Here is a 23,595-nt window from a genome sequence, read left to right on the forward strand (position 1 = left end):
GACACAATCGGGGCATGACCAGCCCCGCCTTCCGCGTGCTGAGCCTCATCCCCCCGATGACGCAGCTCAACACGCCCTACCCCTCCACCGCCTACCTCACCGGCTTCCTGCGTTCTCGCGGCATCGACGCGGTGCAGGAAGACCTGGCACTGGCGCTGGTGCTGCGGCTGTTCACGCCTGCGGGGCTTGAAGCCTTGCGCGGCTGCGCGCTGGCGCAGCCTGAAGCCCGGCGCACGGGCAGCGTGCACAACTTCCTCGACCAGTTCGAGAGCTACCGCGCCACCATCGGCCCGGCCATTGCCTACCTGCAGGGGCGCGACTCGACGCTGGCCTACCGCATCGCTGCGCGCGGCCTGCTGCCCGAAGGGCCGCGTTTCATGGCGCTGGACAACTACCAAAGCCTGGACGAAAGCGACGGCAGCGGCGACCCGCTGGGCTGGGCCTTCGGCGCCCTGGGCGTGCAGGACAAGGCGCGCCACCTGTGCACGCTCTACCTCAACGACCTGTCGGACGTGATCCGCGATGCGGCCGACGAACGCTTCGAGTTCGTGCGTTACGCCGAGTCCCTGGCCAGCAGCCAGCCCAGCTTCGACCCCCTGGCACACGCGCTGGCGGCGCCGCCCACCCTGGTGGACGAACTGCTGCACGACCTGGCGCTGGCCGCCATCCACCGCCACCAGCCCACCCTGGTGCTGCTGTCCGTGCCCTTCCCGGGCGCCATGTACGCGGCGCTGCGCATCGCGCAGACCATCAAGCAGCACAACCCGCACATCCGCATCGGCCTGGGCGGCGGTTTCGTCAACACCGAGCTGCGCGAACTGAAAGACCCGCGGGTGTTCGACTTCGTCGATTTCGTGACGCTGGACGCGGGCGAGCGCCCTGTGCTCTCGCTGATCGAGCACCTGCGCGGCGAACGTGGCCGCCAGCGCCTGCAGCGGACTTTTGTGCTGGACAACGGCACGGTGAAGTACATCAACCTGGCCGAGCCCGACATCCCGTTCGAGGACGTCGGCACGCCCACCTGGGACGGCCTGCCGATCGAGCGTTACCTGAGCCTGCTCGACATGCTCAACCCCATGCACCGGCTCTGGAGCGACGGCCGCTGGAACAAGCTCACCGTGGCGCACGGCTGCTACTGGAAGAAGTGCAGCTTCTGCGACGTGAGCCTGGACTACATCGGCCGCTACGAAACCGCCACCGCGGAAAAACTGGCCGACCGCATCCAGCAGATCGTCGAAGAGACCGGCCAGACCGGCTTCCATTTCGTGGATGAAGCGGCACCGCCCAAGGCGCTCAAGGCGCTGGCCGAAGAGCTGATCCGCCGCGACCTGCAGATCAGCTGGTGGGGCAACATCCGTTTCGAAAAGACCTTCACGCCCGAGCTGGCCGAACTGCTGGCGCAAAGCGGCTGCATCGCCATGAGCGGCGGGCTGGAAGTGGCCAGCGACCGGCTGCTCAACCTGATGAAAAAAGGCGTGAGCGTCGAGCAGGTGGCGCGCGTCACCAAGGGCTTCACCGACGCCGGCATCCTGGTGCACGCCTACCTGATGTACGGCTTTCCGACGCAGACGCTGCAGGACACGGTGGACGCGCTCGAATACGTGCGCCAGCTGTTCGAGGCCGGCTGCATCCAGAGCGGCTTCTTCCACCGCTTCAGCTGTACCGTGCATTCACCGGTCGGCCTGGATCCGGCGGCCTACGGCATCGAGCTGATCCCGCTGCCCGAGGTCACGTTCGCCAAGAACGACATCGGCTTCACCGACCCCACGCCCATGCCACCCGGCGTCGACCACAACGTGCTGGGCGAGGGCCTGCGCAAGGCGATCTACAACTACATGCACGGCCTGTGCGTGGAAGACGACGTGCGCCGCTGGTTCGAGCACCTGCCGTGTCAGGTACCCAAGCCCACGGTCAAGCGCGGCAAGATCGCCAAGGCGCTGGCGGCACACCACTGACCACCCCATCGGAAAGAGCCCATGAAACTGATCGGCATGCTCGACTCGCCCTATGTGCGCCGGGTCGCCGTTTCCCTGCAGCTGCTGGACCTGCCCTTCGAGCACCAGTCGCTGTCGGTGTTCCGCGGCTTCGACGAGTTCCGCCGCACCAACGCGGTGGTGAAGGCCCCCACCCTGGTGTGCGACGACGGCACGGTGCTGATGGACTCGACCCTGATCCTGCAGTACGCCGAAGCGCTGGCCGGGCGCAGCCTGCTGCCCGCCGAACCGCAGGCCCTGGCCCGGTCGCTGCGCACCGTGGGCCTGGCCCTGGCCGCCTGCGAGAAGGCGGTGCAGATCGTCTATGAGCATGGCCTGCGGCCGGCCGACAAACTGCACCAGCCCTGGCTGGACCGGGTCACCGGCCAGTTGCTGGCCGCCTGCGACGGGCTGGAGCAGGCCATGCCGACCGCCCTGGACCAGGCCGGCGTGAGCACCGCCGTCGCCTGGGAGTTCATCCAGAAGATGGTGCCGGACGTGGTGCCTGCCGCGCGCTACCCGAACCTGGTCGCGTTTTCAGCGCGCGCCGAGGCGCAGCCCGCCTTCGCGGCGGCGCCGCACGGGGACAGCACCTACCGCGCAGGCTGAGGGCACCACGCCCGTGAAGAACGGTTTCAAAGGCAACAAGGCCCATCTGCCCAGCAAGCCCTGCGTGGTCTGCGGCCGCCCCATGAGCTGGCGCAAGGCCTGGGCGAAGAACTGGGACGAGGTGAAATATTGCTCCGACGCCTGCCGTGCGCGCAAAGGCACGCCGCCAGCACATGGTTGAGCGAGCCGGCGCACCGGTCCGGCGGCTGGTCATCGCGCTGGGCGACCAGCTGGACCACGACAGCACCGCACTGCAAGGCTTCGATCCGACGCAGGACCTGGTGTGGATGGCCGAGGTGGCCGAAGAATCCACGCACGTCTGGTCGGCCAAACAGCGCATCGCCCTCTTCCTCTCTGCCATGCGGCACTTCGCCGTCGAACTGGGCGAGCGCGGTTTGCCGCTGGCCTACACCCGCCTCGACGACGCGGACAACACCGGAGCGCTGGGCGGTGAACTGCGCCGCGCCATCGAACGCTTCAAGCCCGAGCGGCTGGTGCTGACCGCCCCCGGCGACTGGCGCGTGCTGCAGGCCCTGCGCGGCGTGGCGGCGCAGGCCGGGCTGCCGCTGGAGCTGCGCGACGACACGCACTTCTTCAGCACCGTGCGCGACTTTGCCGCGCACGCCAAAGGCCGCAAGCAGTTGCGCCTCGAATACTGGTACCGCGAACTGCGACAGAAGCACGGCGTGCTGATGGACGGCCTGCAGTCGGCGGGCGGCCAGTGGAACTTCGATGCCGACAACCGCGAGAGCTTTGGCAAGCAGGGGCCGCAGAACGTGCCGCCGCCATTTCACGTGCCGCCCGATGCGGTCACGCAGGAAGTCATCGCCCTCGTCAACCACCGTTTTGCCGATCACCCGGGCTCGCTGGACAGCTTCGCCTGGCCCGTCACCCGCGCCGATGCCTTGCGCGCGCTGGACCACTTCATCCAGCAACGCCTGCCGCTGTTCGGCCAGTTCGAAGACGCGATGTGGGCCGGCGAGGTCTGGCTCTGGCATTCGCAGCTCAGCGCCGCACTCAACCTCAAGCTGCTCAACCCGCGCGAGGTGGTGGCCGCGGCCGAAGCGGCCTACCGCGGCGACCACGCGCCGCTGGCGGCGGTGGAAGGTTTCGTCCGCCAGATTCTGGGCTGGCGCGAATACGTGCGTGGCATCTACTGGACGCAGATGCCCAGCTACCTGGAGCGCAACGCACTGGACGCGCAGGCGCCGCTGCCGGCCTGGTACTGGACCGGCGAGACCGACATGGCCTGCCTGCGCGAGGCCATCGCGCAGACGCTGGCGCACGGCTATGCGCACCACATCCAGCGCCTCATGGTCACCGGGCTGTACGCGCTGCTGCTGGGCGCGCGGCCGCAGGCCGTGCACGCGTGGTACCTGAGCGTCTACGTGGACGCGGTGGAGTGGGTGGAACTGCCCAACACCCTGGGCATGAGCCAGTACGGCGACGGCGGCTTGCTGGGCAGCAAGCCCTACGTGGCCACGGGCAAGTACATCCAGCGCATGAGCAACCACTGCAGCGGTTGCCGTTTCGACCCGGCCCTGTCCACCGGGCCCAAGGCCTGCCCGTTCACCACGCTGTACTGGGACTTCCTCATGCGGCACGAGGCGATGTTGCGGCAGAACCCGCGCATGGCCATGCAGATGAAGAACCTGGACCGGCTGGCGCCCGAGGCGCGCGAAGCGATCGCCGCGCAGGCCCGGGGGCACCGGGCCGCGCAGACGGACTGATCCACCCCGGTCAGACTTCCTGTGCGATCTGGCGCAGCGCCTGTTCGTAGGCCTCGGCCGGCTGGCCGCCGGAGATCAGGTGGCGGTCGTTGACGATCACGGCCGGCACCGAGTGGATGCCGTGTCCGGTGTAGAACTGTTCGCGTTCGCGCACTTCGTCGGTGAATTCGTCGCCGGAGAGCACCTGCTGCGCGCGGTCCACGTCCAGCCCGGCCTGCTTCACTGCCGCCAGCAGCACCGCCGGGTCGGCCGGGCTTTCGGCGCGGCCGTGGTGGGCTTCCATCAGCGCACGCTTGAGCGCGTGCTGCTCGCCCGGCGCGCCTTCGGCCTCGGCCCAGGTCAGCAGGCGGTGCGCGTCGAAGGTGTTCCAGATGCGGCCACGACCGTCCTTGTTGAAGCTGAAGCCGGCCGCCGCGCCGCGCTCGCGGATGGTCTCGCGGATCTGCTCCTGCTGCTCGGCCGTGCTGCCGTACTTCTTGCTCAGGTGCTCGCCCACGTCTTCGCCCTCGGGCGCCATCTGCGGGTTCAGCTCGAAGGGCTGGAAGTGCAGCTCGGCCGCGATGTCGGGTTGCACACGCTCCAGCGCGCGCTCCAGGCCGGCCAGGCCAATCGCACACCAGGGGCAGGAAACGTCGGAGACGAAATCGATCTTGAGGGTCTTGGTCATCAGCGAATGGTAATCACCCATGCGCGACAATGTCGACCTGCCCTGAATTGCCCCGAAAAGCCCTGTTTCGCCTCACCATGACCGACCGTTACGCCGTCATCGGCAACCCCATTGGCCACAGCAAGTCCCCCCTGATCCACGGCGCCTTCGCCCAGGCCACCGGACAGGACATCGAATACACCGCCATCGAAGGCCCGCTGGACGGCTTCCGTGCCACGGTCGAGGCCTTCATCGCCGCCGGTGGCCGCGGCATGAACGTCACCATCCCCTTCAAGCTGCAGGCCTTCGACATCGCCACCGACCCGATGGAATCGGCCCGCCTGGCCGGCGCGGTCAACGCGCTCAAGTTCGAAGGCGGCCGCATCCACGCGCAGAACTTCGACGGTCTGGGCCTGGTCAACGACATCCAGCGCAACCTGGGCGTCTCGCTGGCCGGCAAGCGCGTGCTGATCTGTGGCGCCGGCGGCGCCACGCGCGGCGCCATCCTGCCGATCGCGGCGCAGAAGCCCGCCGTGATCGCGATTGCCAACCGCACCGCCGACAAGGCCCATGGCCTCAAGGCCGACTTCGCCGCCCACGCCAGCCTGCAGACCGGCGGCTACGACCAGCTGGCCGGCGAGTCCTTCGACGTGGTCCTCAACGCCACCTCCACGGGCCTGTCGAAAGACGCTCTGCCGCTGCCCGCCGGCGTGTTCGCGTCCGGCGCCCTGGCCTACGAACTGGTCTACGGCAAGGGCCTGACCACCTTCCTCCAGCAGGCGCAGGCCGCCGGCGTGACCCAGCTGGCCGACGGCGTGGGCATGCTGGTCGAGCAGGCGGCCGAGGCCTTCGAATGGTGGCGCGGCGTGCGCCCGGACACGAAACCGGTGATCGCTCGCTTCACCGTGCCCCTGGTCTAAAACACGGACCCCCACGCTCCGCCGCTGCGCGGGTCGCTGCCCCCCCACGGGGGTTGACCCGCCTTGGGGCGGCCCGGCGGCGGGTCGTTACCGCTTGCACATGACATCTTCTTCTCGCTGGGCACAGGCCGTGCCCCTGCTGGCCGTGCTCGGCTCGGTCGTCGCGCTGGGCATCGGCACCTCGTTCGCCAAGCAGCTGTTTCCGCTGGTCGGCTCGCTGGGCACCACCGCCCTGCGCGTGGGCTTCTCGGCCTGCTGGCTGCTGCTGATCTGGCGCCCCTGGCGCTGGACCACCACGCGCGCGGACTTCAAGAGCCTGGTGCGCTACGGCATGGCGCTGGGCTGCATGAACCTGATGTTCTACCAGTCGATCAAGACGATTCCCTTCGGCGTCGCGGTGGCGATCGAATTCAGCGGGCCGCTGGCCGTGGCCTTCTTCACCTCGCGCCAGCGCATCGACTACCTCTGGATCGCCTTCGCCATCGTGGGCCTGGGCCTGCTGCTGCCGCTGGGGCACGACGTCCGGAGCCTGGACCCGGCCGGGGTCGGCTTCGGGCTCGGCGCCGCGGTGTTCTGGGCCGCCTACATCCTGTTCGGCAAGAAGGTCGGCCACCTGCACGCTGGCCACTCGGTCGCGCTGGGCCTGACCATGGCGGCCATCACCGTCGTGCCCTTCGGCGTCTGGCACGCCGGCAGCGCGCTGCTCCAACCCGAGATCCTGCTTTACGGCATCGGCGTCGCTGCGGTCTCCAGCGCGATCCCGATCTCGCTCGAAATGGTCGCCCTCAAGCGCCTCACACCGGCCGCCTTCGGCGTCATGGCCAGCATGGAGCCGGCCGTGGCCGCGCTGATGGGCGTGCTGGTGCTCGACGAGCAGCTCAGCGGCCTGCAGTGGCTGGCCATCGGGCTGGTGATGTGCGCCGCGGCCGGCAGCGCCGCGACCGCGAAACCGGATGCCCACCGGGGGCCGGCGGACGAGATCGTGCAGTGAGCCCGGCGCCGGCCGGCGCCGCTCAGTAACCCCGTTGCCGGTCCACCGCGTGCAGCGGCGGCTGGCCGGCCAGCACCCGGGCGGTGTCGCCGACGATCTGGCCGGCGATGGCTTCGTCCGACGCGGCCGAGGCCATGTGCGGCGTGACCAGCACACCAGGCTCGCCCCAGAGCGGGCTGTCGGCCGGCAGGGGTTCGTGCTCGAACACGTCCAGCACCGCCGCGCGCAGATGGCCGCGGCGCAGGGCATCCAGCAAGGCCGGTTCCACCAGCTGTTCACCACGGCCGCAGTTGACGAAGACCGCGCCGGGCCGGAGCGCGGCGAACCAGTCGGCGTCGAACAGGCCGCGCGTCTGCGGCGTCAGCGGCAGCAGCGAAACCACCATGTCCAGCCCCGCCAGAAAGGGCCGCAGCGCGTCGTCGCCGGCCCAGCAGGTGACGCCCGGCAAGCTCTGGGGGCGGCGCGTCCAGCCGTGCACGTCGAAGCCATGCGCCGCCAGGGTGCGCGCCACCTCGGCCCCCATCGCGCCCAGCCCCATCACGCCCACCCGGTACGCGGCCGCCGGACGCTGCGCCGGCATGCGCCACTGGCGGTGCGCCTGCCGGGCCATGACACGGTCCAGGTCGCGGTGGAAATGCAGCGCTGCCCACAGCACGTATTCGGCCATGCCGCGCGCCTGCGCCGGGTCCACGATGCGGGTCACGGGCAGGTCCGAAGGCAGGCCGGGGTCGCGCAGCAGGTGTTCGACACCGGCGCCGATCGAGGCCAGCAGCCGCAGGCGCGGCAGGCGGGCCGGCAGCCCCACGGGCACGAACCAGCCGGCGACGGCAACCACCTGGTCGAGCACGGCGGCCGGCGTCTGCGGGGTCCAGCAGACGACCTGCACGCCGGGACAGGCCTGCGCGGCGGCGGCCTCGAACGCGCCGCGCAAGCCCGAGAGATCGTCGGTCTCGCTGCACAGCAGCAGCGTGGGCGCGGCGGAAGAAGACATGCCGGCCCTCAGAGCCGGTAGTCCGGCTCGCTGCGCTCGAGCTCGCGCAGCCACGCGGCCCAGACCAGCTGGCGCTCGTGCTCGACGCCGCGGAACTGCTTGCGCACATGGGCGCTGAGCACCGGCGGGATGCGCGTGACCGGCCCGGCGATGCTGGCCAGCTGGGCGGCGGCGAGCTGGATCTCGCAGGCCTTGTTGAGGTAATACATGATGCAGAAGGCGTCGGCCACGGTCGGCCCCACGCTCAGCAGGCCGTGGTGGCGCAGGATCAGCGCCATGTTCTCGCCCAGGGCGGTCTGGATGCGGCTGCGCTCCTCCAGATTGAAGGCCACGCCCTCGTAGGGATGGCTGCCCACCGACTGGTGGAACTCGGCCGAGATCTGGTTGAGCTGCAGCAGGCCCTGCTCGCAGGCCGCCACGGCCATGCCCGGCACGGTGTGGGTGTGGATCACGCAGTGCGCGTCGTCGCGGGCGGTGTGCACCGCGCTGTGGATGGTGAAGCCGGCCGGGTTCATCGCGGCATCGCCCTGCACCACCTGGCCGTCCAGGTTCACCACGATCAGGTCGCTGGCCCGGATTTCCTTGAACATCAGGCCGAAGGGGTTGAGCAGGAAGCGCTGCTGGCCCTTCTTGCCGCCAGGCAGGCGCGCCGAGAAGTGGGTGTAGAGCGTGTCGTCCCAGCCGAAGCGGGCGGCCAGCCGGTAGGCGGCCGCGAGGTCGCGGCGCAGGGTGGCCTCGTCGGCCTTGGTGGTGGTCATGCGGTCTCCGTGGAATCAGGCCGAAACGGCGGGGCTGGCGTCCAGGCCCATGAAGCGGCGCACGCGGGCCAGCGCGGGGTCGTCGCCGGCACCCGGCCGCTGCAGACGCTCGGGCGGCGCGTCCAGCAGCAGCTGGCCGTTTTCCATGAACACCACGCGGTCGGAGATCTGCAGCGCGAACTCCATCTCGTGGGTGACGATGAGCATGGTCATGCCCTCTTCCGCCAGGTCGCGGATCACCCTGAGCACCTCACCCACCAGCTCGGGGTCCAGCGCCGAGGTGGGCTCGTCGAACAGCATCACGTCGGGCCGCAGCGCCAGGGCGCGCGCGATCGCCACGCGCTGCTGCTGGCCACCCGAGAGCTGGTGCGGGTACTTGTCCAGGTGCGCCAGCAGGCCCACCTTGTCGAGCAGGCGCTGCGCCGTGTGGCGGCGCGAGGCCGGGTCGCCCTGGCCGTGCAGGCCCGGCGCGAGCAGGATGTTCTGCAGCACCGTCAGGTGCGGGAACAGGTTGAACCCCTGGAACACCATGCCGATGCGGCGGATGCCCTGGCGCACGCGGGCCGCGTCCTGCGGTGCCCGGCCCAGCAGGTAGCTTTCGCCGAACAGCACGATCTCGCCCTGGTCCAGGGTTTCGAGCGCGTTGACGGTGCGGATCAGCGAGGTCTTGCCCGAGCCGGAGGGGCCGATGATGGAGATCACGTCGCCGGCGCCGACCTGCAGGCTCACGCCCTTGAGCACGGCGTGGCTGCCATAGGCCTTGTGGATGCCCATCAGCTCCAGCGCCGGGGGCGCGCCGGGGCCCCGGCGGGCCGGCGACACCACCGGAGCCTCGGGCAGGCTCACGCGCAGCCCCACCAGGGCCGCGTCGTCCACCGGCGCGGGCTTGCGGCGGTTCAGGTCCAGCCGGCGTTCCAGCGCGCCGAGCGCGGCGCCGAACACGGTGACGATGGCCACGTAGTACACCGCCACGGCCAGCAGGGTTTCGAGGATGAGGAAGTTCTGCGTGTACAGGCGCTGGCCGGTCAGCAGCAGCTCGGGCAGCGAGATCACCGACACCAGCGAGGTGAGCTTGATGATGGTGACGTATTCGTTGATGAGTGTGGGCAAGGCGATGCGAAACGCCTGCGGCAGCACGATGCGGGTCTGGGTGGCGAACCAGCCCAGTCCCAGCGCATGGGCCGCCTCGCGCTGGCCCCTGGCCACCGACAGCAGGCCGCCGCGGTGGATCTCGGCCATGTAGGCGGCCTCGGTCATGACCATGCCAACCAGGCCCGCCAGGAAGGGGATGCCCAGCACCACGCCGGTGGCGGGGAAGATCTGCGGCAGGTTGTAGACGAACACCAGCAGCACCAGCAGCGGCACGCTGCGGAAAAACCAGATGTAGGCCTTGGCCGGCCAGCGCAGCCAGGGCTGGCGCGAGCCCTCGGCCTGGGCCAGGCCAAAGCCCAGCACCAGCCCGAACAGCCAGGACAGCGAGCCCAGCGCGATCACCATCGCGCTGGCGCGGTAGAACGCCCCCATGGAAAAGAGCGAGAAGAAGTAGGTCCAGTCCAGTTCCATGGGCGGCGTCCTCGTGTCGTGGGAAGCGTCGGCTTACTTGACCGGGGTCAGCTCGTACTTCTTGATCAGCGCGTCGTATTCGCCGGTCTTGCGGATCGCGGCCATCGCGGTTTCGAACGACTGCTTGAGCGCGGTGTTGCCCTTCTTGACGTAGATGCCCAGGGTCTGCGGGTAGACCAGGTCGGGCGAGCTGATGGTCACGCGGCCCTTGGTCTTCTCCACGATCATCTTGGCGGCGCCGGCGATCTCCAGCTGGGCGTCGACGTTGCGCGACATCATGGCCTGCGAGACCTCGGGCGCGGTCGGGAACTCCATCACCGTGATGGCGCCCTTGCCGGCGGTCTTGCAGTGCTCGTCCGACAGGGTCTTGAGCAGCTTGACCCACGAGGTGCCGGCCTGCAGACCGACCTTGAGACCGCAGAGGTCCTTCTCGGTCTTGGGGGCGACCTTGCTGTCCTTGGCCACCATGATCAGGGCGCCGGAACTGGCGTAGGGAATCGCGTCGGCCTGCGTCAGGCGCTCGGGCGTGATGTAGAGGCCCGAGACCACGGCGTCGTGCTGGCCGGCGGCCAGGCCGGGGATCAGGCTGACGAACTTGGTGTCGGTCAGGGCCGGCTTGAGCTTCATCTCGCGCGTCAGCAGCGCGGTCAGGTCGGGGTCGAAGCCGACGATCTTGTCACCCTCGTAGGACTCGAAGGGCGGGTAGGTGGCTTCCAGCCCGACCTTGAGCACGCCGGGCGCCATGGTCTGTGCCTGGGCGCCGGCGAGACAGCCGAGACCCACGAGGGCGGCCAGGGCGGTGCGGGTGAAGGTAGCGGTCAGTGGGGACATGGCAAGAACTCCTGAAGGAAGGGAAGGAACGGGGAAAGGCACGGGAGAGGGAAACGGGATCGGAGCCACCGGGCTCAAGGCGCCGTCGCGGGTTCGGCCGGCGCCGCCGGGTCCTGGGCGAGGGTCTTGAACTGGCCGAAGCTGGTGGTGCCGCGGGCGTTGGCGGGCAGCTGCAGTTCGCCGCGGGCCACCTTCTCGCGCAGGTAGCGGTAGGTCTGCAGCGCCATGCTCCACATGTGCTCGCCAATGGCGATGTCGCCGTACCGAGCCTGCGCCTCGCCCGTGGGGTCGAAAGCCGGCAGCGGCGCGATGCGGGTGGCGTAGTCACAGGCGAAGAACAGCGGGAAGGAATAACGCTCGTGCCGCACCTTGCGCACGCGGTGCGTGGTGGCCACGAAGGCGCCGGCCGTCATCACCTCCAGCATGTCGCCGACGTTGATGACGTACAGCTCTTCGCCGTCGATGCTCAGCGGCGGCGCGTCGACCCAGGAGCCCTGGTCGTTGAGCACTTCCAGCCCGGCCTGGTCGGCCAGCAGCAGGGTGAAGCATTCGTAGTCGGTGTGGGCGCCGATGCCGGGCGTGTCTTCGGCCGCCGCGTCCACCGGGTAGTGGATCAGGCGCAGCTTGGACGGCGGGCAGGTGACGTAGCGGTCGAGCGCGTCCTCGGGCTGGCCCAGGGCGAGCGCGAAGCCGTGCAGCAGCGTGCGGCCCAGCGAAAAGATGCTCTCGTAGTAGGCCGCGACCGCTTCGCGGAAGCCCGGCAGTTCGGGCCACTTGTTGCCGCCGATCAGCGGCTGGCCGGCCAACACGAAGGGGTGGTCGTCGGCGGCCTCGAAGCCGATGTCGTAGGCCTCCTTGTGGTCGGGCTTGCCGGTGCCGTAGATCTCTTCGCCCTCGGGCACGAAGCCCTTGTGGCCGCGGCCCAGGCCGATGTGGTGGCCCATCTTCCAGTCCAGGTCCTGCGCGAACAGCTGCTCGGCGGCGCGGCGCAGCCCCGCGATCTGCTCGCGCGGAATGCCGTGTCCCCTGACATAGAAGAAGCCGACATGGCGGGCCGCGTGGCCGAGCTGGTCGGCCACGGCCTGGCGGTCGGCCAGATCGGGGCTGAACAGGCCGCGGATGTCGATGATGGGCAGCGATTCGAAGTTGGCGGTGGTGTCGGGCATGGCGGGTGGTCGGAATTCAGAAAACGGGGGCGGCCGGGGCATCGGCCTGGGCCGCGTGCCACTGAGCGAAGTGCTCGGCCTCGGCGCGGGCCATCCACTGGTTGAGTCCCCAGGTGTCGGCCACCGGGGCCTGGGTGAAGGGCAGCAGGTGGGTGTAACCGTCGGGGCCGAACTCGGGCGTGAGGGTGGTCACGGCCTGACCGCGGGCGCGCTGTGCGGCCCAGACCCGCTCCCACACGCCGCGGTGGAAGGCCAGCGCGCGGGCGTACTCGGGCGCGGCCGGGTGCGGCACCTGCGGCCCCTGGTCGTAGCCCACGCGGGCCTGCACGTGGTGCACGCGCTCGATGAAGGGCGACAGGTCGTCGGCCGGGTCGTCGAGCAGGCGCTCGCACACCACCACCCAGTGGCTGATGTCGGCGGTGAAGCGCAGCTGCGGCAGCTGCTCGATCAGGTCCAGCGTCACCCAGGGGCTGTAGAGCGAGGTGGCGCGGTGGATCTCGAAGCTGCACACCGCACCGGCCGCGTCGGCCAGGGCCTGCGCGCGGCCGAAGAACTCGACCTGCTGCGCCAGCGGCCAGCGGTCGTTGCCGGGCAGCACATTCAGGAAGCGTGCGCCCACGTCCTGCGCCCCGTCGATGGCAGCCTTCAGGCGGTCGCAGTGCTGCTGAAGCGTCCAGTCCTGGCGCGGCACCACGTCACCGCCGGTGAACACCACGGCGATGTAGTCCAGCCCCTCCTGCTGCAGCGACTGGCGCAGCGCGCGCTGGGCGAAGGGGTCGCCGGGCAGGCGTGCTTCCACACCCACCGCGCCCATGCGCCGCACCTCGGCCGCGCAGGTGGCCCAGTCGCCCTGCCAGCCCCAGAGGGAACGGAACAGGTCCAGCTTCATGCGGCGGCTCCCACGCCCGCCACCGGCAGGCGCCCGAGCCGGTCGTGCGCATCGGCCAGCAGGCACAGCAGCTCAAACGCCATGGTGGCGCCCACCAGCGCGGTGACGCCGCCCACATCGAACGGCGGGCTGACCTCGACCACGTCGGCCCCCACCAGGTTCAACCCCTGCAGGCCACGCACCAGGTGCTGCGCCTGCAGCGTGGTCATGCCGCCGATCTCGGGCGTACCGGTGCCGGGCGCGTAGCAGGGGTCGAGGCAGTCGACGTCGAAGCTGATGTAGGTGGGAGCGTCACCCACGATGCTGCGCACCTCGGCCAGCAGGTCGTCGTCGCGGCGGGCCGCCACCTCTTCCATCTGGATCACGCGAATGCCCACGGCCTTGGCGAAGTCCAGGTCGGCCGGGTCGTAGACCGAGCCACGCACGCCGATCTGCACCGTGCGCTTGGGGTCCAGCAGGCCCTCTTCCACCGCGCGGCGGAACGGCGTGCCGTGGGTGTAGCGCTGGCCGCCGAAGTAGCTGTCGTTGGTGTCGGAATGGGCGTCGAAATGCACCATGCCGACCGCCGCTCCGTGGGCGATGCCGCGGAACACCGGCAGCGTGACCAGGTGGTCGCCGCCCACCGACAGCGGGCGCACGCCGGCCGCGTGCACCCGGCGGTAGTAGGCCTCGATCAGGTCCAGGCCGAGCATCAGGTCCATCGGCGGCAGTGCCACGTCGCCCAGGTCGGCCACGCGGGCGAGGTCGTAGGGCGCGATGCGGCTGACGTGGTGCACCTTGCGCATCAGGCTGGACTGGTTGCGCACCTCGCGCGGGCCGTGGCGGGCACCGGCCCGGTTGGTGGTGCCGGCGTCCCAGGGCACGCCGATCAGGCCGATGTCCACCGCATCGAGCCGGTCCGGATCGGCCATGGGCAGGCGCATGAAGGTGGGCAGGCCGGCGTAACGCGGCACCTGGGCGGCGTCCTGCGGCTGGGGGAAGGCAGTAGTGGACATGGACGGTTTTCTGTAATCAGCGGACGGGAACACCGGGCAGCACGCAGAGCATTTCGTAGAGCAGGTTGGCGGCCAGCTGGGCGGTGTTGCCGCTCTGGTCGTAGGGCGGCGAGACCTCGACCAGGTCGCCGCCGATGAGGTCCAGGCCGCGGCAGCCGCGCACGATTTCCAGACCCTGGATGCTGGTCAGGCCGCCGACCTCGGGCGTGCCGGTGCCGGGCGCCCAGGCGGGGTCGATGCCGTCGATGTCGAAGCTCAGGTAGACCGGGCCGCCGCCCACGATCTCGCGCACCTCGTCCATCAGCGGCGCGAGCGAGCGGTGCCAGCACTGCTCGGCGGTGAACAGGCGGAAGCCCTGGTCCACGCCCCACTGGAAGTCGCCGCTGGTGTAGCCCTGGGCGCGCTGGCCGATCTGCACCACGCGTTTGCAGTCCAGCAGGCCCTCTTCCACCGCGCGGCGGAAGGTGGTGCCGTGGGCGATCTTCTCGCCGAACATGTGGTCGTTGGTGTCGGTGTGGGCGTCCACATGGACCAGCCCCACCGGGCCGTGCTTCTTGGCCAGCGCCCGCAGGATGGGCAGCGTGATGGTGTGGTCGCCGCCCAGCGTCATCGGCACCACGCGGTGCGGCAGCAGGCGCTCGTAATAGGCCTGGATGATGTCGACCGAGGCCAGCAGGTTGTAGGTGTTGATGGGCACGTCGCCCAGGTCGGCCACCTGCAGAGCGTCGAACGGGGCCGCGCCCGTGGCCATGTGGTAGGGCCGGATCATCACGGACTCGTTGCGGATGCTGCGCGGGCCGAAGCGGGTGCCGGCGCGCAGCGAGGTGCCGATGTCCAGCGGCACGCCGATGAAGGCCACGTCCAGGCCCTCGGGCGTGTCGGCCGACGGCAGCCTCAGCATGGTGCCGCGCCCGGCGAACCGGGGCATTTCGTTGCCACCTTGGGGCTGGTTGAGGGTGAATGTCATCGGTGCGGGACTTGGTTGTCGTTCGGGTGACGCCCATTTTTCGGGCATGGGCTGGCACGACAAATGCTCAGAACCAAAAACTCACTTCAGACTTTTCACAACCAATGGCCACCACGTCGACCGTCCCCACGCCCGACCTGAAGCTCCTGCGCATCTTCGCCAGCGTCGCCCGCCACCAGGGCTTCGCCAAGGCGCAGCAGGAACTCAACCTCACGCTCTCGGCCATCAGCACCTACATGAGCCAGCTCGAAGGCCTGCTGGGCTTCAAGCTGTGCGACCGCGGCCGCGGCGGCTTCTCGCTCACCGACAAGGGCGAACTGCTGCTGGGCGAAGCACAGCGCCTGCTCGGGGAAATCGACGGCTTCGGCAGCTTCGCCGCCTCGCTCAAGGGTGGGCTGTCGGGCACGCTGCGCATCGGCGTGATCGACTCCACCGTCACCGACAGCGCGCTGCGCCTGTCCGACGCCATCGGCGACTTCAACCAGCGTCACCCGGCGGTGCACCTGGGCCTGTTCGTCAAGAACCCGCACGACCTGCAGGAAGGCATCCTCAACAACGAGCTGGACCTGGCGATCGGCTTCTTCCCGACCCGCCCGCCGGGCCTGGTGTTCCAGCCGCTCTACCGCGAGCAGCAGTGGCTCTACTGCAGCGACCAGCACCCGCTGCACGCCCAGCGCCACATCACCGAGGCCCAGGTCGCGGAGCTCAATGTGGTGCGCCGCAGCTACTGGAGCAAGGCCGAACTGGGCAAACACGGCATGAAGAACAGCGTCGCCACCGTCGACAGCATGGAGGCGCAGCTGTTTCTCATCCTCTCGGGCGGCTATGTGGGCTACCTGCCCGAGCACTACGCCCAGCCCTGGATGGACCAGGGCCGGCTGCGCGTGCTGCTGCCGGCCAGCTTCGGCTTCCAGTCGCCCTTCATGCTCGCCACGCGCCGCGGCCGCGGCCGCGAGGCGCCGATCCAGATCATGCGCGAGCTGCTGCTGCGCAAGATGCGGGGCTGAACCGCCGCCTCAGGGCCGCACCGCCGGCGCCGCCCGCCCCGCCTCGGCGGTCAGCCACTGCCGGAAGCGGCAGATCTTCTCCACATGGCGCTCGTTGGTGCGGGTCGAGAGGAAATGCACCTCGCGCCGGATGCGCCGGAACACCGTGCGCCCGACCTCGACCAGGTCGCCGCGCGCCAGTTCGCGCTCGGCAAAACGCGTGGTCTCCAGCGCGATGCCCATGCCGTCGACGGCGGCCGAGATCGACAGCGCGCCGCGATCGAAGGACTGCCGCGGGTTCTGCGGCATGGCCAGCCCGTTCAGCACAAACCAGTCGCGCCAGGTCACGTCGCTCAGCTGCGATTCGATCAGCGTCGCCTCCGCCATCAGCGCCTTCCACGGCCGGCCGGACGGTTTGAGGCGCGGCGCGCACATCGGCACGATGTCTTCCTGGCCCAGCGACACGACCTCCACCCCGGGGCGCTGCACGGCGTGCCCGTAGGAGATCGCGACGTCGACCTCGCGCGCGACCGTGAGGTCCATCGGCTCGGCGCCCGACGACATGCGGATGGTGATGCCCGGGTGCGCCTGCATGAAGGCCGGCAGCCGCGGGCCGAGCCACTTCACCGCGAAGCTGGGTGCGCAGTAGACCGACAGCACCTGCCCGGACGGCGCCAGCGAGACCTCGCCGCAGCAGGCCTCCAGCGCGTCGAGCACCCGCTCCAGGCTCTCGGCCAGCCGACGGCCTTCGGGCGTGAGGTCGACGCGGCGGTGGCTGCGCACGAACAGCGCCCGGCCGAAGAAGGCCTCGAGCTCGCGCACCTGGTGGCTGATGGCCGAGGGCGTGAGGTGCAGCTCGTGCGCGGCGAGCGCAAAGCTCTGCAGCCGCGCCGCGGCCTCGAAGGCGCGCAGCAGCACGAAGTTGGGGATCTTTCTCATGGTGGTGCGGACAGGAACGGGGGTGTGCCATTTTCAGGTGAATCTGGTTCATGTCAACGTGAACAACCATCGTTTGTCACTCACCCGTGTTCCCCGCAAGATGCCGGCAGCCGGAGAAACCGTGCTCACCAGACAAGACCACCCAGGAGACTTTCCATGAACGCCGTCCTCGACACCGCCCCGCCCAAGACCGCTGCCGCGCCCCTGCTGGCCGATGGCCGCATCTCGATCTACCAGCCCGAGCAGAAGGGTCTGATCTACCCCGAACTGCCCGCCTTCAGCGACCACTCGGCCGAGCGCCTGCACCGCAAGCAGCGCCTGGTCGCGGCCTGCCGCGCCTTCGCGCTGGAGGGCTTCGACTACGGCTTCGCCGGCCACCTGACGGTGCGCGACCCGGAGCACCCGGAGCTGTACTGGACCAACCCGATGTGCGTGCACTTCTCGCAGGTCAAGGTGTCCAACCTGATCCTGGCCGACCACAAGGGCCGCGTCGTCGAAGGCAACCACGCGATCAACCGCGCCGGCTTCGTGCTGCACGCCGCGGTGCACGAAGCGCACCCGGACATCATGTCCATGTGCCACGCCCACACGGTCTACGGCACCGCCTTTGCCGCACTGGGCCGCCCGCTGGACCCGATCTCGCAGGACGCCGCCGCCTTCTTCGAGGACCACGTCGTGATCAAGGACGAGGCCGGCCAGGTCGCCGTCGAGGAAAAGGCCGGCATGGCCGTCTGCGACTGGTTCAAGGGCGTCAAGGCCGCGATCCACCAGAACCACGGCCTGCTCACCGCCAGCCGCCACAGCATCGAGGCCGCCGCCTTCTGGTTCATCGCGCTGGAGCGCTGCTGCCGCCAGCAGCTGATGGTCGAGGCCACCGGCCTCAAGCCGGTGCTGGTCTCGCCCGAGCGCTCGCGCTACAGCCGCGAACACGTGGGCTCCGAATACATCGGCTGGCTGCACTTCCAGCCGATCTGGGACCACCTGGTCGCCACCCAGCCCGACATGCTCGGCTGAGCCCCTGGCCCCGCCAGGGGCTTTCTCGGGAAAACCCGCTGGCGATGCCCCCAGCCACGCCCGCAAACTTCGTATACGGTATTCGGTATGCCGAATTCGATAAGACACACCACACAGACGGAGAGACAACCATGGCCATCAAGCAAGACAAGTACGACAGCAACACCAGCACCGGCGGCGCGGCGGTGGAGAAGAAGCTGATTCCCTACGGCGGCTACTACACCAACAAGGAACCCGCGCACGACGAAGAGCTGACCTCGGTCGGCCCGGGCACGCCGCTGGGCGAGTACATGCGCCGCTTCTGGCAGCCGGTCTGCATGAGCCTGGAGCTGACCGACACGCCGCGTTTCCTGAAGATCCTGGGCGAGGAGCTGGTGTGCTTTCGCGACGGCAGCGGCGCCATCGGCCTGCTGCACGCGCACTGCGTGCACCGCGGCGCCTCGCTCGAATACGGAAAGATCGAGCAGCACGGCATCTCCTGCTGCTACCACGGCATGCAGTTCGACGTCGACGGCAGCTGCCTGCGTGTGCCCTTCCCCGAAGGCGAACACGAAGAAGGCGAGCGCTACCGCTGCTCGATCCGCCAGGGCGCGTACAAGGCCTTCGAGCGCCACGGCCTGGTGTTCGCCTACATGGGCCCGCCGGATGCCGAGCCGCCCTTCCCCGAGTGGGAAGGCAACTTCACCGTCGCCGACGGCGACGAGCTGGTGCCCTACTCCAACTTCCAGCACTGCAACTGGCTGCAGGTGCAGGACAACGCCGCCGACAACTTCCACACCATGGCGCTGCACGCCAAGCGCCAGGTGACCGGCGAGCACTACCAGGGCACGACCTTCGACGAGGTCGGCGCTGCGTCGATGGAAGTGCCGCCCGACATGCAGTTCGTGCCGGTGCACGGCGGCCGGGCCCTGGCCTGTGCCGGCGCCCGCCGCGCCGACGACGGCCACATGTTCATCCGCGTGCAGCAGCAGATCCTGCCCAACCTCAGCCTGCACGCCTACACCTCGGAAGACGGCAAGAAAAAGAAGCTGTTCAGCCGCTTCCACATGATCCGCTGGACCGTGCCGGTGGACGACACCCACAGCAAGATGCTGGGCTGGCGCGTCATGGGCCCGGGCATCGACACGCGCGGCGTGGGCGACAAGGGCATGGTCGGCTACGAGACCATCGACTTCCTCGAAGGCCAGGTCGCCATGCGCCGGCCCGAGCGCTTTGGCGACTACAAGCTCGAAGACCTGCCGCCGATCCCGAGCGACCACCGCGCCCGCCCCAACTACAAGGACTGCCAGTACGCACCCGGCGACTACGAGGCCATCATCAGCCAGCGCCCGATCGCGATCCACGCGCTGGAGAACCCGACCAAGTTCGACGCCGGCCTGTACATGTTCCGCAAGCTGCTGCGCGACGCCGTGCGCGGCGCCAACCCCAAGGCCAGCCCGGAACAGTTCGCGCAGTGGGTCAGGGACAGCCACGGCGCGCCCAACGCCTACTGCTCGGGCAATGTGTTCGACCTGCCGGTGGGCCGCACCACGGAAGAGGAAGTGACGCTGCGCCGCCACCTGGCCCGTCAGGTGGTCACCATCATCACCGAGGCCGACAGCCTCAAGGGCGCCGAGCGCGACGCCTTCGTCAAGCAGAAGATGGAAGCGCTGCAGCAGGACGTGCTGGCCCGGAGGGCCGCATGAACGCGGCGCTGCCGCTCGGCCTCGTGCCCGACGAGGTGGACGCCCTGGCCCAGCGCCCGCTGCTGGTCCGCGCCATCCGCATGGAGGCCGAGGGCATCCACGCCTTCGAGCTGGCCGACCCGGACGGCGCGCCGCTGCCTGCCACCGAGGCCGGCGCGCACGTCGACGTGCACCTGCCCGGCGCCCTGGTGCGCTCGTACTCGCTGGCCGGTGATCCGAAGGACCGCTCGCGCTGGGTGCTGGGCGTGCTGCGCGACCCGAAGGGCCGCGGCGGCTCCAAAGCCATGCACGAAACGGTGCGGGTCGGCGAGCGCCTGAACGTCGGCGCCCCGCGCAACGCCTTCCGCCTGGCCGAGCCGGCCACGCAGCGCCACGCCGTGCTGCTGGCCGGCGGCATCGGCATCACGCCGCTCAAGGCCATGGCCCATGCGCTGGCCGCCGAAAGCCGGTCGTTCGAGCTGCACTACTGCGCCCGCAGCGCGCGCAACGCCGCCTTCGCCGACGAGCTGCGCCGCCTCGTGCACGAAGGCCGGCTGCACTTCCATTTCGACCACGGCGACCCGGCGCAGGGCCTGGACATCGCCGGCCTGCTGCGGCAACCGGCCGAGGGCACGCACCTGTATTACTGCGGCCCGGCCGGCTTCATGAAGGCCTGCGCCGACGCCAGCGCCCACTGGGCACCCGGCAGCGTGCACAGCGAACACTTCAAGGTGCCCGAACCGGCCACGCCACGCGCCGCACCCGAAGGCAGCTTCGAGATCCGGCTCGCGCGCAGCGGCGTGACGCTGCAGGTGCAGCCCGAGCAGACCATCGTGCGCGCCATCGAGCTCTCGGGCCACCGCGTGCCGACCTCCTGCCTCTCGGGCCTGTGTGGCGCCTGCAAGGTCAGCTACCTGGAAGGCGAGGTCGACCACCAGGACTACATCCTCAGCGACGAGGAGCGCTCGCGCTGCCTGACGGTCTGCGTCTCGCGCGCCCGGAGTCCGCGGCTGGTGCTCGACCTCTGACCGCGCAGGCCCCCCATGGTCCGGATCGTCAACAGCGACATCGAGATCGTCTACGAGTGGGAGCTGTTCCTGGAGCCGATGCCGCGCTCCGTGCTGCTGCTGTCGGGCCTGAGCCTGGTGGCCGGCGCCAGCACCTTCGCCCTGGTCGAGTTCGCCCGGCCGGGCGCGATCCCCTACCCGGCCCGCGACCTCTACGGCCTTTGCGCCGCGGTCCTCGCCGCCGGCCTGCTGATGAGCCTGCGGGCGGCCCTGTCGACGCGGCACCGCATGTCCTCCATCACGATCGCCGACGCCGGCATCACCTTCCGCTGGAAGCCGGAGGGCCGCTTCGGCAAGACACCCGGCGCACAGGAACAGTTCGTCGCCTGGGACGACATGGAGCGGGTCGAATGGACCGAAGAGGGGCAGGAACACGAGTTCAAGCAATACCTCGGCATCACGCTGCGCCAGCCGATCGCCGGCAACCGCCGGAGCTTCCGCTTCCTGATCTGCGACACCCGCTCCTACCGCGAATGCCAGGCGCTGCACGCCAAGATCCCGCGCCATGCCCCGCGCCCCGGCTCGCTCAGCGAAGCCCTGAAGTTCCAGTGACCCCGGGCGGCCGTGTGAAACAATGCCGGGACCCGGACCGGAACCGATGCCCCTCCTCTCACTGACCCCTCAGAAAACCCTGGTCGAACAGGTCTACGAACAGATCCTGGATGCGATCTGCAACGGCGCGCTCGGCTCGGGCGACCGCGTGACGCAGGACGACCTCGCGCTGCGGCTGCAGGTCTCGCGCCAGCCGGTCATGACCGCGATGGGCCAGCTGCGGCAGCAAGGCTTTCTGGTCGAACACGGCCGGCGCGGCCTGCAGGTGGCCCCGGTCGACCGCGCCCGGTTCGACGCGATCTACGAACTGCGCTCGGCCCTGGAGCCGCTGGCCGCCTCGCTCGCCGCACAGCGCGCGACCAAGGCCCAGCTCGCGCGCGGACGGGCGCTGCTCGCGCAGGGCCGCGAAACCGGCACCGCCAGCGACCCCAAGTCCGCCCTGCTCGCCGACCTCGCCTTTCACGCCTGGATCTACGAGACCAGCGGCAACCCGCTGATCGTCGAGTCGATGCAGTCCCACTGGCAGCACCTGCGCCGCGCGATGGGCGAGGTGCTGCGCCACCCGCAGCTCGCGCAGGTGGTCTGGGACGAACACGCCACCATCCTCGACACCATCGCCCGCGGCGACGCCGACCAGGCCGCCCAGGCGATCAGGGCCCACGTGTCCACCGCGCACACGCGGGTGCGGGCGCTGCTGCCGGCGGAGTCGGCAGCAGGCTGATCGCACGTCAGTTCGGCGCCCTGGGTGGCTGGATCGGCTTGAGCGCCGGCATGCGGAAGTTGCCCTTGCCGCGCTGGTCGTTCACCGTCGAGGTGTTCATCGAGAACAGCAGCGTCGCATAGGCCACGGCATCGGCGTTGATGTCGAGCGCCGTGTCGTTGTTGTTGGTGAAGGTGTCGCAGGCCTGGTGGTAACACGGGTCGTAGGGTTGCCCCGCCGTTCCGCCCCAGGACGCGGCCTCGGCCGCGGTCTTGATGCCTTCGGCGCCAGTGAACAGCCCGCCCGCCGGGATCATGTTCTGGATGAAGGCCCGGTAGTCCGAACGGCCGTCGAAGTCGGTGCCCTTGAACGGCACGCCACGCTGCGTGTAGAAGGCCTCGAACGCCTTCTCGATCTGGTCCGATCCGCCCGGGCCGGGGCCTTCGCCCGTGGCGTCCGAGTCGTCGCCGTCGTAGACGAAGAACACATGGTTGGGCGAACCGATCATGTCGAAGTTCAGGTACAGCGCGATGCGGTCCTTCTCGGCCTGGCTCAGCCCGGTCACGTAGTTCGTCGATCCCACCAGACCGGCTTCTTCCGCCCCCCACAGGGCGAAGCGCAGCTTGTTGCGCGGCTTGACCTTGGCCATCTGGACCGCGGTCTCCAGGATCGCCGCGCTGCCCGAGCCGTTGTCGTTGATGCCCGGGCCTTCGTTGACCGAGTCCAGGTGCGCGCCGACCATCACCACGTTGTTCGGATCGCCGGTGCGCGATTCCGCAATGATGTTGCTGGTGGTGGCCTGACCACGGAAGGTGTCGGTCTTGAGCCGGAGCACCAGACCCGGCGTCGCCGCCAGCTGCTGGCCCAGCGCCTGGGTGATACCGGTGGCGCCGATGTTCAGCGAGAAGGCCTCGCCCAGCGTGCCGTTGAGGTCCCCGGCGGTGTTGTTGTAGATCACGACCCCCGTGGCACCGGCGGCCTGTGCATTGGCGGCCTTGGTGGCGAAGGTGCAGCCGCCGCGGCTGATGAGCGCGATGTTGCCGGCGGGAAAGCCGGCGAAGTCGGCCGCCTCGCAGCCCGGTGTGCCGTCACCCGGCGGGGGCGTCAGCGCCGTCACCGTGGCCGTCACGTCGCCGCTGCCCGAGTACTCCATGATGTTGTTGACCAGCGGCCCCACGGGTCCGGGTGCCACCTGCTCCAGCACGGTGGCCGACAGCGTGATGAAGGTCTGGAACTGGAAGTCCGTGACCGTGACCAGATAACCGGCGTCGCGCAGCACCTGCGCTGCGTAGGCCACCGAGGCTTCGTAGCCCGGCGTGCCCGAGGTGCGGATGCCGTTGTGCGCGTCGGCAATGGTCTGCAGGGCCTGCTGGTGGCGCCGCACGCCGTCGAGCGTGACGCACTCCAGCAGTTTCTCGAAGGTGTTGTTGACCCGGTTGAGGCAGCTTGCAGAACTGCTCTTGGCGGAGGTGCCTGCGGCCGACAGGCTGGTCGCCGTGTTGCCGGATTTGTCGTCGACGCTCTCGCCACCGCCGCCACAAGCCACCATCAGCATCGCGGCAAGTGCCGTCGCGCTCCACCGCCCCCTCGTCAGGTGCCCACCATCCGTACCGGTCTTCTTCATGTTCGTCTCCTGTGTGTTGT

Annotated in this window: 23 protein-coding genes; 12 read left to right on the forward strand and 11 right to left on the reverse strand. The window is 69.6% G+C overall.

All coding sequences use genetic code 11. From position 1 onward, the window contains the following. Positions 1-14: 14 nt before the first annotated feature. From ACS5NL_RS15110 to ACS5NL_RS15125, 4 genes are read left to right on the forward strand one after another with little or no spacing between them, the layout of a single operon-like run. Positions 15-1,955: a B12-binding domain-containing radical SAM protein gene (locus ACS5NL_RS15110; protein WP_439354747.1), complete on the forward strand. Its 1,941-nt coding sequence runs from the start codon at positions 15-17 to the stop codon at positions 1,953-1,955. 21 nt (positions 1,956-1,976) lie between these two features. Next, positions 1,977-2,582 (forward strand): glutathione S-transferase, encoded by a 606-nt coding sequence (locus ACS5NL_RS15115; protein ID WP_439354748.1) that lies wholly within the window; start codon positions 1,977-1,979, stop codon positions 2,580-2,582. 13 nt (positions 2,583-2,595) lie between these two features. Then, positions 2,596-2,763 (forward strand): DUF2256 domain-containing protein, encoded by a 168-nt coding sequence (locus tag ACS5NL_RS15120; protein ID WP_439354749.1) that lies wholly within the window; start codon positions 2,596-2,598, stop codon positions 2,761-2,763. Next, positions 2,756-4,312, forward strand: a complete 1,557-nt coding sequence (locus ACS5NL_RS15125) for a cryptochrome/photolyase family protein (protein WP_439354750.1) — start codon at positions 2,756-2,758, stop codon at positions 4,310-4,312. The genes ACS5NL_RS15120 and ACS5NL_RS15125 overlap by 8 nt, the downstream gene beginning before the upstream one ends. Positions 4,313-4,322: 10 nt before the next feature. On the opposite strand, the gene ACS5NL_RS15130 is transcribed toward ACS5NL_RS15125, so the two are convergent. Further along, entirely contained in the window at positions 4,323-5,000 is a 678-nt protein-coding gene (locus ACS5NL_RS15130; RefSeq protein WP_439354751.1) for a DsbA family oxidoreductase, read from the reverse strand. 56 nt (positions 5,001-5,056) lie between these two features. Here ACS5NL_RS15130 and aroE point away from each other — a divergent pair, with 56 nt between their 5' ends. Together aroE and ACS5NL_RS15140 are read left to right on the forward strand one after the other, a co-directional pair. Further along, the gene (gene aroE, locus ACS5NL_RS15135; protein ID WP_439354752.1) at positions 5,057-5,878 is read left to right on the forward strand and encodes a shikimate dehydrogenase; all 822 of its coding nucleotides are present in this window, start codon (positions 5,057-5,059) and stop codon (positions 5,876-5,878) included. Positions 5,879-5,978: 100 nt separating this feature from the next. Beyond that, positions 5,979-6,869 (forward strand): EamA family transporter, encoded by an 891-nt coding sequence (locus ACS5NL_RS15140; RefSeq protein WP_439354753.1) that lies wholly within the window; start codon positions 5,979-5,981, stop codon positions 6,867-6,869. A 22-nt stretch (positions 6,870-6,891) separates the two neighbouring features. Here the strand turns inward: ACS5NL_RS15140 and ACS5NL_RS15145 are convergent, their stop codons facing one another. From ACS5NL_RS15145 to speB (ACS5NL_RS15180), 8 genes are all read right to left on the reverse strand, one after another. Then, positions 6,892-7,860, reverse strand: coding sequence for a 2-hydroxyacid dehydrogenase (locus ACS5NL_RS15145; protein WP_439354754.1), 969 nt, complete (start codon positions 7,858-7,860; stop codon positions 6,892-6,894). 8 nt (positions 7,861-7,868) lie between these two features. After that, positions 7,869-8,618 (reverse strand): class II aldolase/adducin family protein, encoded by a 750-nt coding sequence (locus ACS5NL_RS15150; protein WP_439354755.1) that lies wholly within the window; start codon positions 8,616-8,618, stop codon positions 7,869-7,871. 15 nt (positions 8,619-8,633) lie between these two features. Then, positions 8,634-10,181, reverse strand: a complete 1,548-nt coding sequence (locus ACS5NL_RS15155) for an amino acid ABC transporter permease/ATP-binding protein (protein ID WP_439354756.1) — start codon at positions 10,179-10,181, stop codon at positions 8,634-8,636. A 33-nt stretch (positions 10,182-10,214) separates the two neighbouring features. Beyond that, positions 10,215-11,012: an ABC transporter substrate-binding protein gene (locus ACS5NL_RS15160; RefSeq protein WP_439354757.1), complete on the reverse strand. Its 798-nt coding sequence runs from the start codon at positions 11,010-11,012 to the stop codon at positions 10,215-10,217. Between the two features lie 74 nt (positions 11,013-11,086). Further along, positions 11,087-12,178: an isopenicillin N synthase family dioxygenase gene (locus ACS5NL_RS15165; protein WP_439354758.1), complete on the reverse strand. Its 1,092-nt coding sequence runs from the start codon at positions 12,176-12,178 to the stop codon at positions 11,087-11,089. A gap of 16 nt (positions 12,179-12,194) precedes the next feature. Further along, positions 12,195-13,067, reverse strand: coding sequence for a sugar phosphate isomerase/epimerase family protein (locus tag ACS5NL_RS15170; protein ID WP_439354759.1), 873 nt, complete (start codon positions 13,065-13,067; stop codon positions 12,195-12,197). Beyond that, positions 13,064-14,062, reverse strand: coding sequence for an agmatinase (gene speB / locus ACS5NL_RS15175; protein WP_439354760.1), 999 nt, complete (start codon positions 14,060-14,062; stop codon positions 13,064-13,066). Before speB (ACS5NL_RS15175) ends, ACS5NL_RS15170 begins: the two co-directional genes overlap by 4 nt. Before the next feature lie 16 nt (positions 14,063-14,078). After that, positions 14,079-15,029, reverse strand: a complete 951-nt coding sequence (gene speB / locus ACS5NL_RS15180) for an agmatinase (RefSeq protein ID WP_439354761.1) — start codon at positions 15,027-15,029, stop codon at positions 14,079-14,081. A 104-nt stretch (positions 15,030-15,133) separates the two neighbouring features. On the opposite strand from speB (ACS5NL_RS15180), the gene ACS5NL_RS15185 reads away from it, so the two are divergent. Further along, on the forward strand, positions 15,134-16,036 hold the full coding sequence (locus ACS5NL_RS15185; RefSeq protein ID WP_439354762.1) for a LysR family transcriptional regulator: 903 nt from the start codon (positions 15,134-15,136) through the stop codon (positions 16,034-16,036). A gap of 9 nt (positions 16,037-16,045) precedes the next feature. Here ACS5NL_RS15185 and ACS5NL_RS15190 read toward each other — a convergent pair whose 3' ends face one another. Continuing rightward, complete coding sequence (locus ACS5NL_RS15190) at positions 16,046-16,954, reverse strand: LysR substrate-binding domain-containing protein (protein WP_439354763.1); 909 nt, start codon at positions 16,952-16,954, stop codon at positions 16,046-16,048. 156 nt (positions 16,955-17,110) lie between these two features. Here ACS5NL_RS15190 and ACS5NL_RS15195 point away from each other — a divergent pair, with 156 nt between their 5' ends. The 5 genes from ACS5NL_RS15195 (at position 17,111) to ACS5NL_RS15215 (ending at position 21,972) form a co-directional block, all read left to right on the forward strand. Further along, a complete protein-coding gene (locus ACS5NL_RS15195; RefSeq protein WP_439354764.1) occupies positions 17,111-17,968 on the forward strand; it encodes a class II aldolase/adducin family protein in 858 nt (285 codons plus the stop codon). A 131-nt stretch (positions 17,969-18,099) separates the two neighbouring features. Beyond that, the gene (locus ACS5NL_RS15200) at positions 18,100-19,653 is read left to right on the forward strand and encodes a Rieske 2Fe-2S domain-containing protein (RefSeq protein ID WP_439354765.1); all 1,554 of its coding nucleotides are present in this window, start codon (positions 18,100-18,102) and stop codon (positions 19,651-19,653) included. Between the two features lie 80 nt (positions 19,654-19,733). Beyond that, the gene (locus tag ACS5NL_RS15205; RefSeq protein WP_439354953.1) at positions 19,734-20,660 is read left to right on the forward strand and encodes a PDR/VanB family oxidoreductase; all 927 of its coding nucleotides are present in this window, start codon (positions 19,734-19,736) and stop codon (positions 20,658-20,660) included. Positions 20,661-20,675: 15 nt separating this feature from the next. After that, positions 20,676-21,251, forward strand: a complete 576-nt coding sequence (locus tag ACS5NL_RS15210) for a hypothetical protein (protein ID WP_439354766.1) — start codon at positions 20,676-20,678, stop codon at positions 21,249-21,251. A gap of 46 nt (positions 21,252-21,297) precedes the next feature. Continuing rightward, entirely contained in the window at positions 21,298-21,972 is a 675-nt protein-coding gene (locus tag ACS5NL_RS15215) for a GntR family transcriptional regulator (protein WP_439354767.1), read from the forward strand. A 7-nt stretch (positions 21,973-21,979) separates the two neighbouring features. Here the strand turns inward: ACS5NL_RS15215 and ACS5NL_RS15220 are convergent, their stop codons facing one another. After that, the gene (locus ACS5NL_RS15220) at positions 21,980-23,575 is read right to left on the reverse strand and encodes a M28 family metallopeptidase (protein ID WP_439354768.1); all 1,596 of its coding nucleotides are present in this window, start codon (positions 23,573-23,575) and stop codon (positions 21,980-21,982) included. Positions 23,576-23,595 lie beyond the last annotated feature (20 nt).

It is taken from the genome of Hydrogenophaga sedimenti (assembly GCF_051857515.1).
Lineage (GTDB): Bacteria > Pseudomonadota > Gammaproteobacteria > Burkholderiales > Burkholderiaceae_C > Hydrogenophaga.

What these genes read in the sequence shown, in the direction of transcription:
- ACS5NL_RS15215 (WP_439354767.1), top strand. Translation starts at nt 21,298, where the DNA reads ATGCCCCTCCTCTCACTGACCCCTCAGAAAACCCTGGTCGAACAGGTC.
- speB (WP_439354761.1), bottom strand. Translation starts at nt 15,029, where the DNA reads ATGACATTCACCCTCAACCAGCCCCAAGGTGGCAACGAAATGCCCCGG.
- ACS5NL_RS15155 (WP_439354756.1), bottom strand. Translation starts at nt 10,181, where the DNA reads ATGGAACTGGACTGGACCTACTTCTTCTCGCTCTTTTCCATGGGGGCG.
- ACS5NL_RS15170 (WP_439354759.1), bottom strand. Translation starts at nt 13,067, where the DNA reads ATGAAGCTGGACCTGTTCCGTTCCCTCTGGGGCTGGCAGGGCGACTGG.
- ACS5NL_RS15185 (WP_439354762.1), top strand. Translation starts at nt 15,134, where the DNA reads ATGGCCACCACGTCGACCGTCCCCACGCCCGACCTGAAGCTCCTGCGC.
- ACS5NL_RS15160 (WP_439354757.1), bottom strand. Translation starts at nt 11,012, where the DNA reads ATGTCCCCACTGACCGCTACCTTCACCCGCACCGCCCTGGCCGCCCTC.
- ACS5NL_RS15130 (WP_439354751.1), bottom strand. Translation starts at nt 5,000, where the DNA reads ATGGGTGATTACCATTCGCTGATGACCAAGACCCTCAAGATCGATTTC.
- ACS5NL_RS15220 (WP_439354768.1), bottom strand. Translation starts at nt 23,575, where the DNA reads ATGAAGAAGACCGGTACGGATGGTGGGCACCTGACGAGGGGGCGGTGG.
- ACS5NL_RS15145 (WP_439354754.1), bottom strand. Translation starts at nt 7,860, where the DNA reads ATGTCTTCTTCCGCCGCGCCCACGCTGCTGCTGTGCAGCGAGACCGAC.
- ACS5NL_RS15190 (WP_439354763.1), bottom strand. Translation starts at nt 16,954, where the DNA reads ATGAGAAAGATCCCCAACTTCGTGCTGCTGCGCGCCTTCGAGGCCGCG.
- ACS5NL_RS15150 (WP_439354755.1), bottom strand. Translation starts at nt 8,618, where the DNA reads ATGACCACCACCAAGGCCGACGAGGCCACCCTGCGCCGCGACCTCGCG.
- ACS5NL_RS15110 (WP_439354747.1), top strand. Translation starts at nt 15, where the DNA reads ATGACCAGCCCCGCCTTCCGCGTGCTGAGCCTCATCCCCCCGATGACG.
- ACS5NL_RS15195 (WP_439354764.1), top strand. Translation starts at nt 17,111, where the DNA reads ATGAACGCCGTCCTCGACACCGCCCCGCCCAAGACCGCTGCCGCGCCC.
- aroE (WP_439354752.1), top strand. Translation starts at nt 5,057, where the DNA reads ATGACCGACCGTTACGCCGTCATCGGCAACCCCATTGGCCACAGCAAG.
- ACS5NL_RS15205 (WP_439354953.1), top strand. Translation starts at nt 19,734, where the DNA reads ATGGAGGCCGAGGGCATCCACGCCTTCGAGCTGGCCGACCCGGACGGC.
- ACS5NL_RS15140 (WP_439354753.1), top strand. Translation starts at nt 5,979, where the DNA reads ATGACATCTTCTTCTCGCTGGGCACAGGCCGTGCCCCTGCTGGCCGTG.
- ACS5NL_RS15125 (WP_439354750.1), top strand. Translation starts at nt 2,756, where the DNA reads ATGGTTGAGCGAGCCGGCGCACCGGTCCGGCGGCTGGTCATCGCGCTG.
- ACS5NL_RS15165 (WP_439354758.1), bottom strand. Translation starts at nt 12,178, where the DNA reads ATGCCCGACACCACCGCCAACTTCGAATCGCTGCCCATCATCGACATC.
- speB (WP_439354760.1), bottom strand. Translation starts at nt 14,062, where the DNA reads ATGTCCACTACTGCCTTCCCCCAGCCGCAGGACGCCGCCCAGGTGCCG.
- ACS5NL_RS15210 (WP_439354766.1), top strand. Translation starts at nt 20,676, where the DNA reads ATGGTCCGGATCGTCAACAGCGACATCGAGATCGTCTACGAGTGGGAG.
- ACS5NL_RS15200 (WP_439354765.1), top strand. Translation starts at nt 18,100, where the DNA reads ATGGCCATCAAGCAAGACAAGTACGACAGCAACACCAGCACCGGCGGC.
- ACS5NL_RS15115 (WP_439354748.1), top strand. Translation starts at nt 1,977, where the DNA reads ATGAAACTGATCGGCATGCTCGACTCGCCCTATGTGCGCCGGGTCGCC.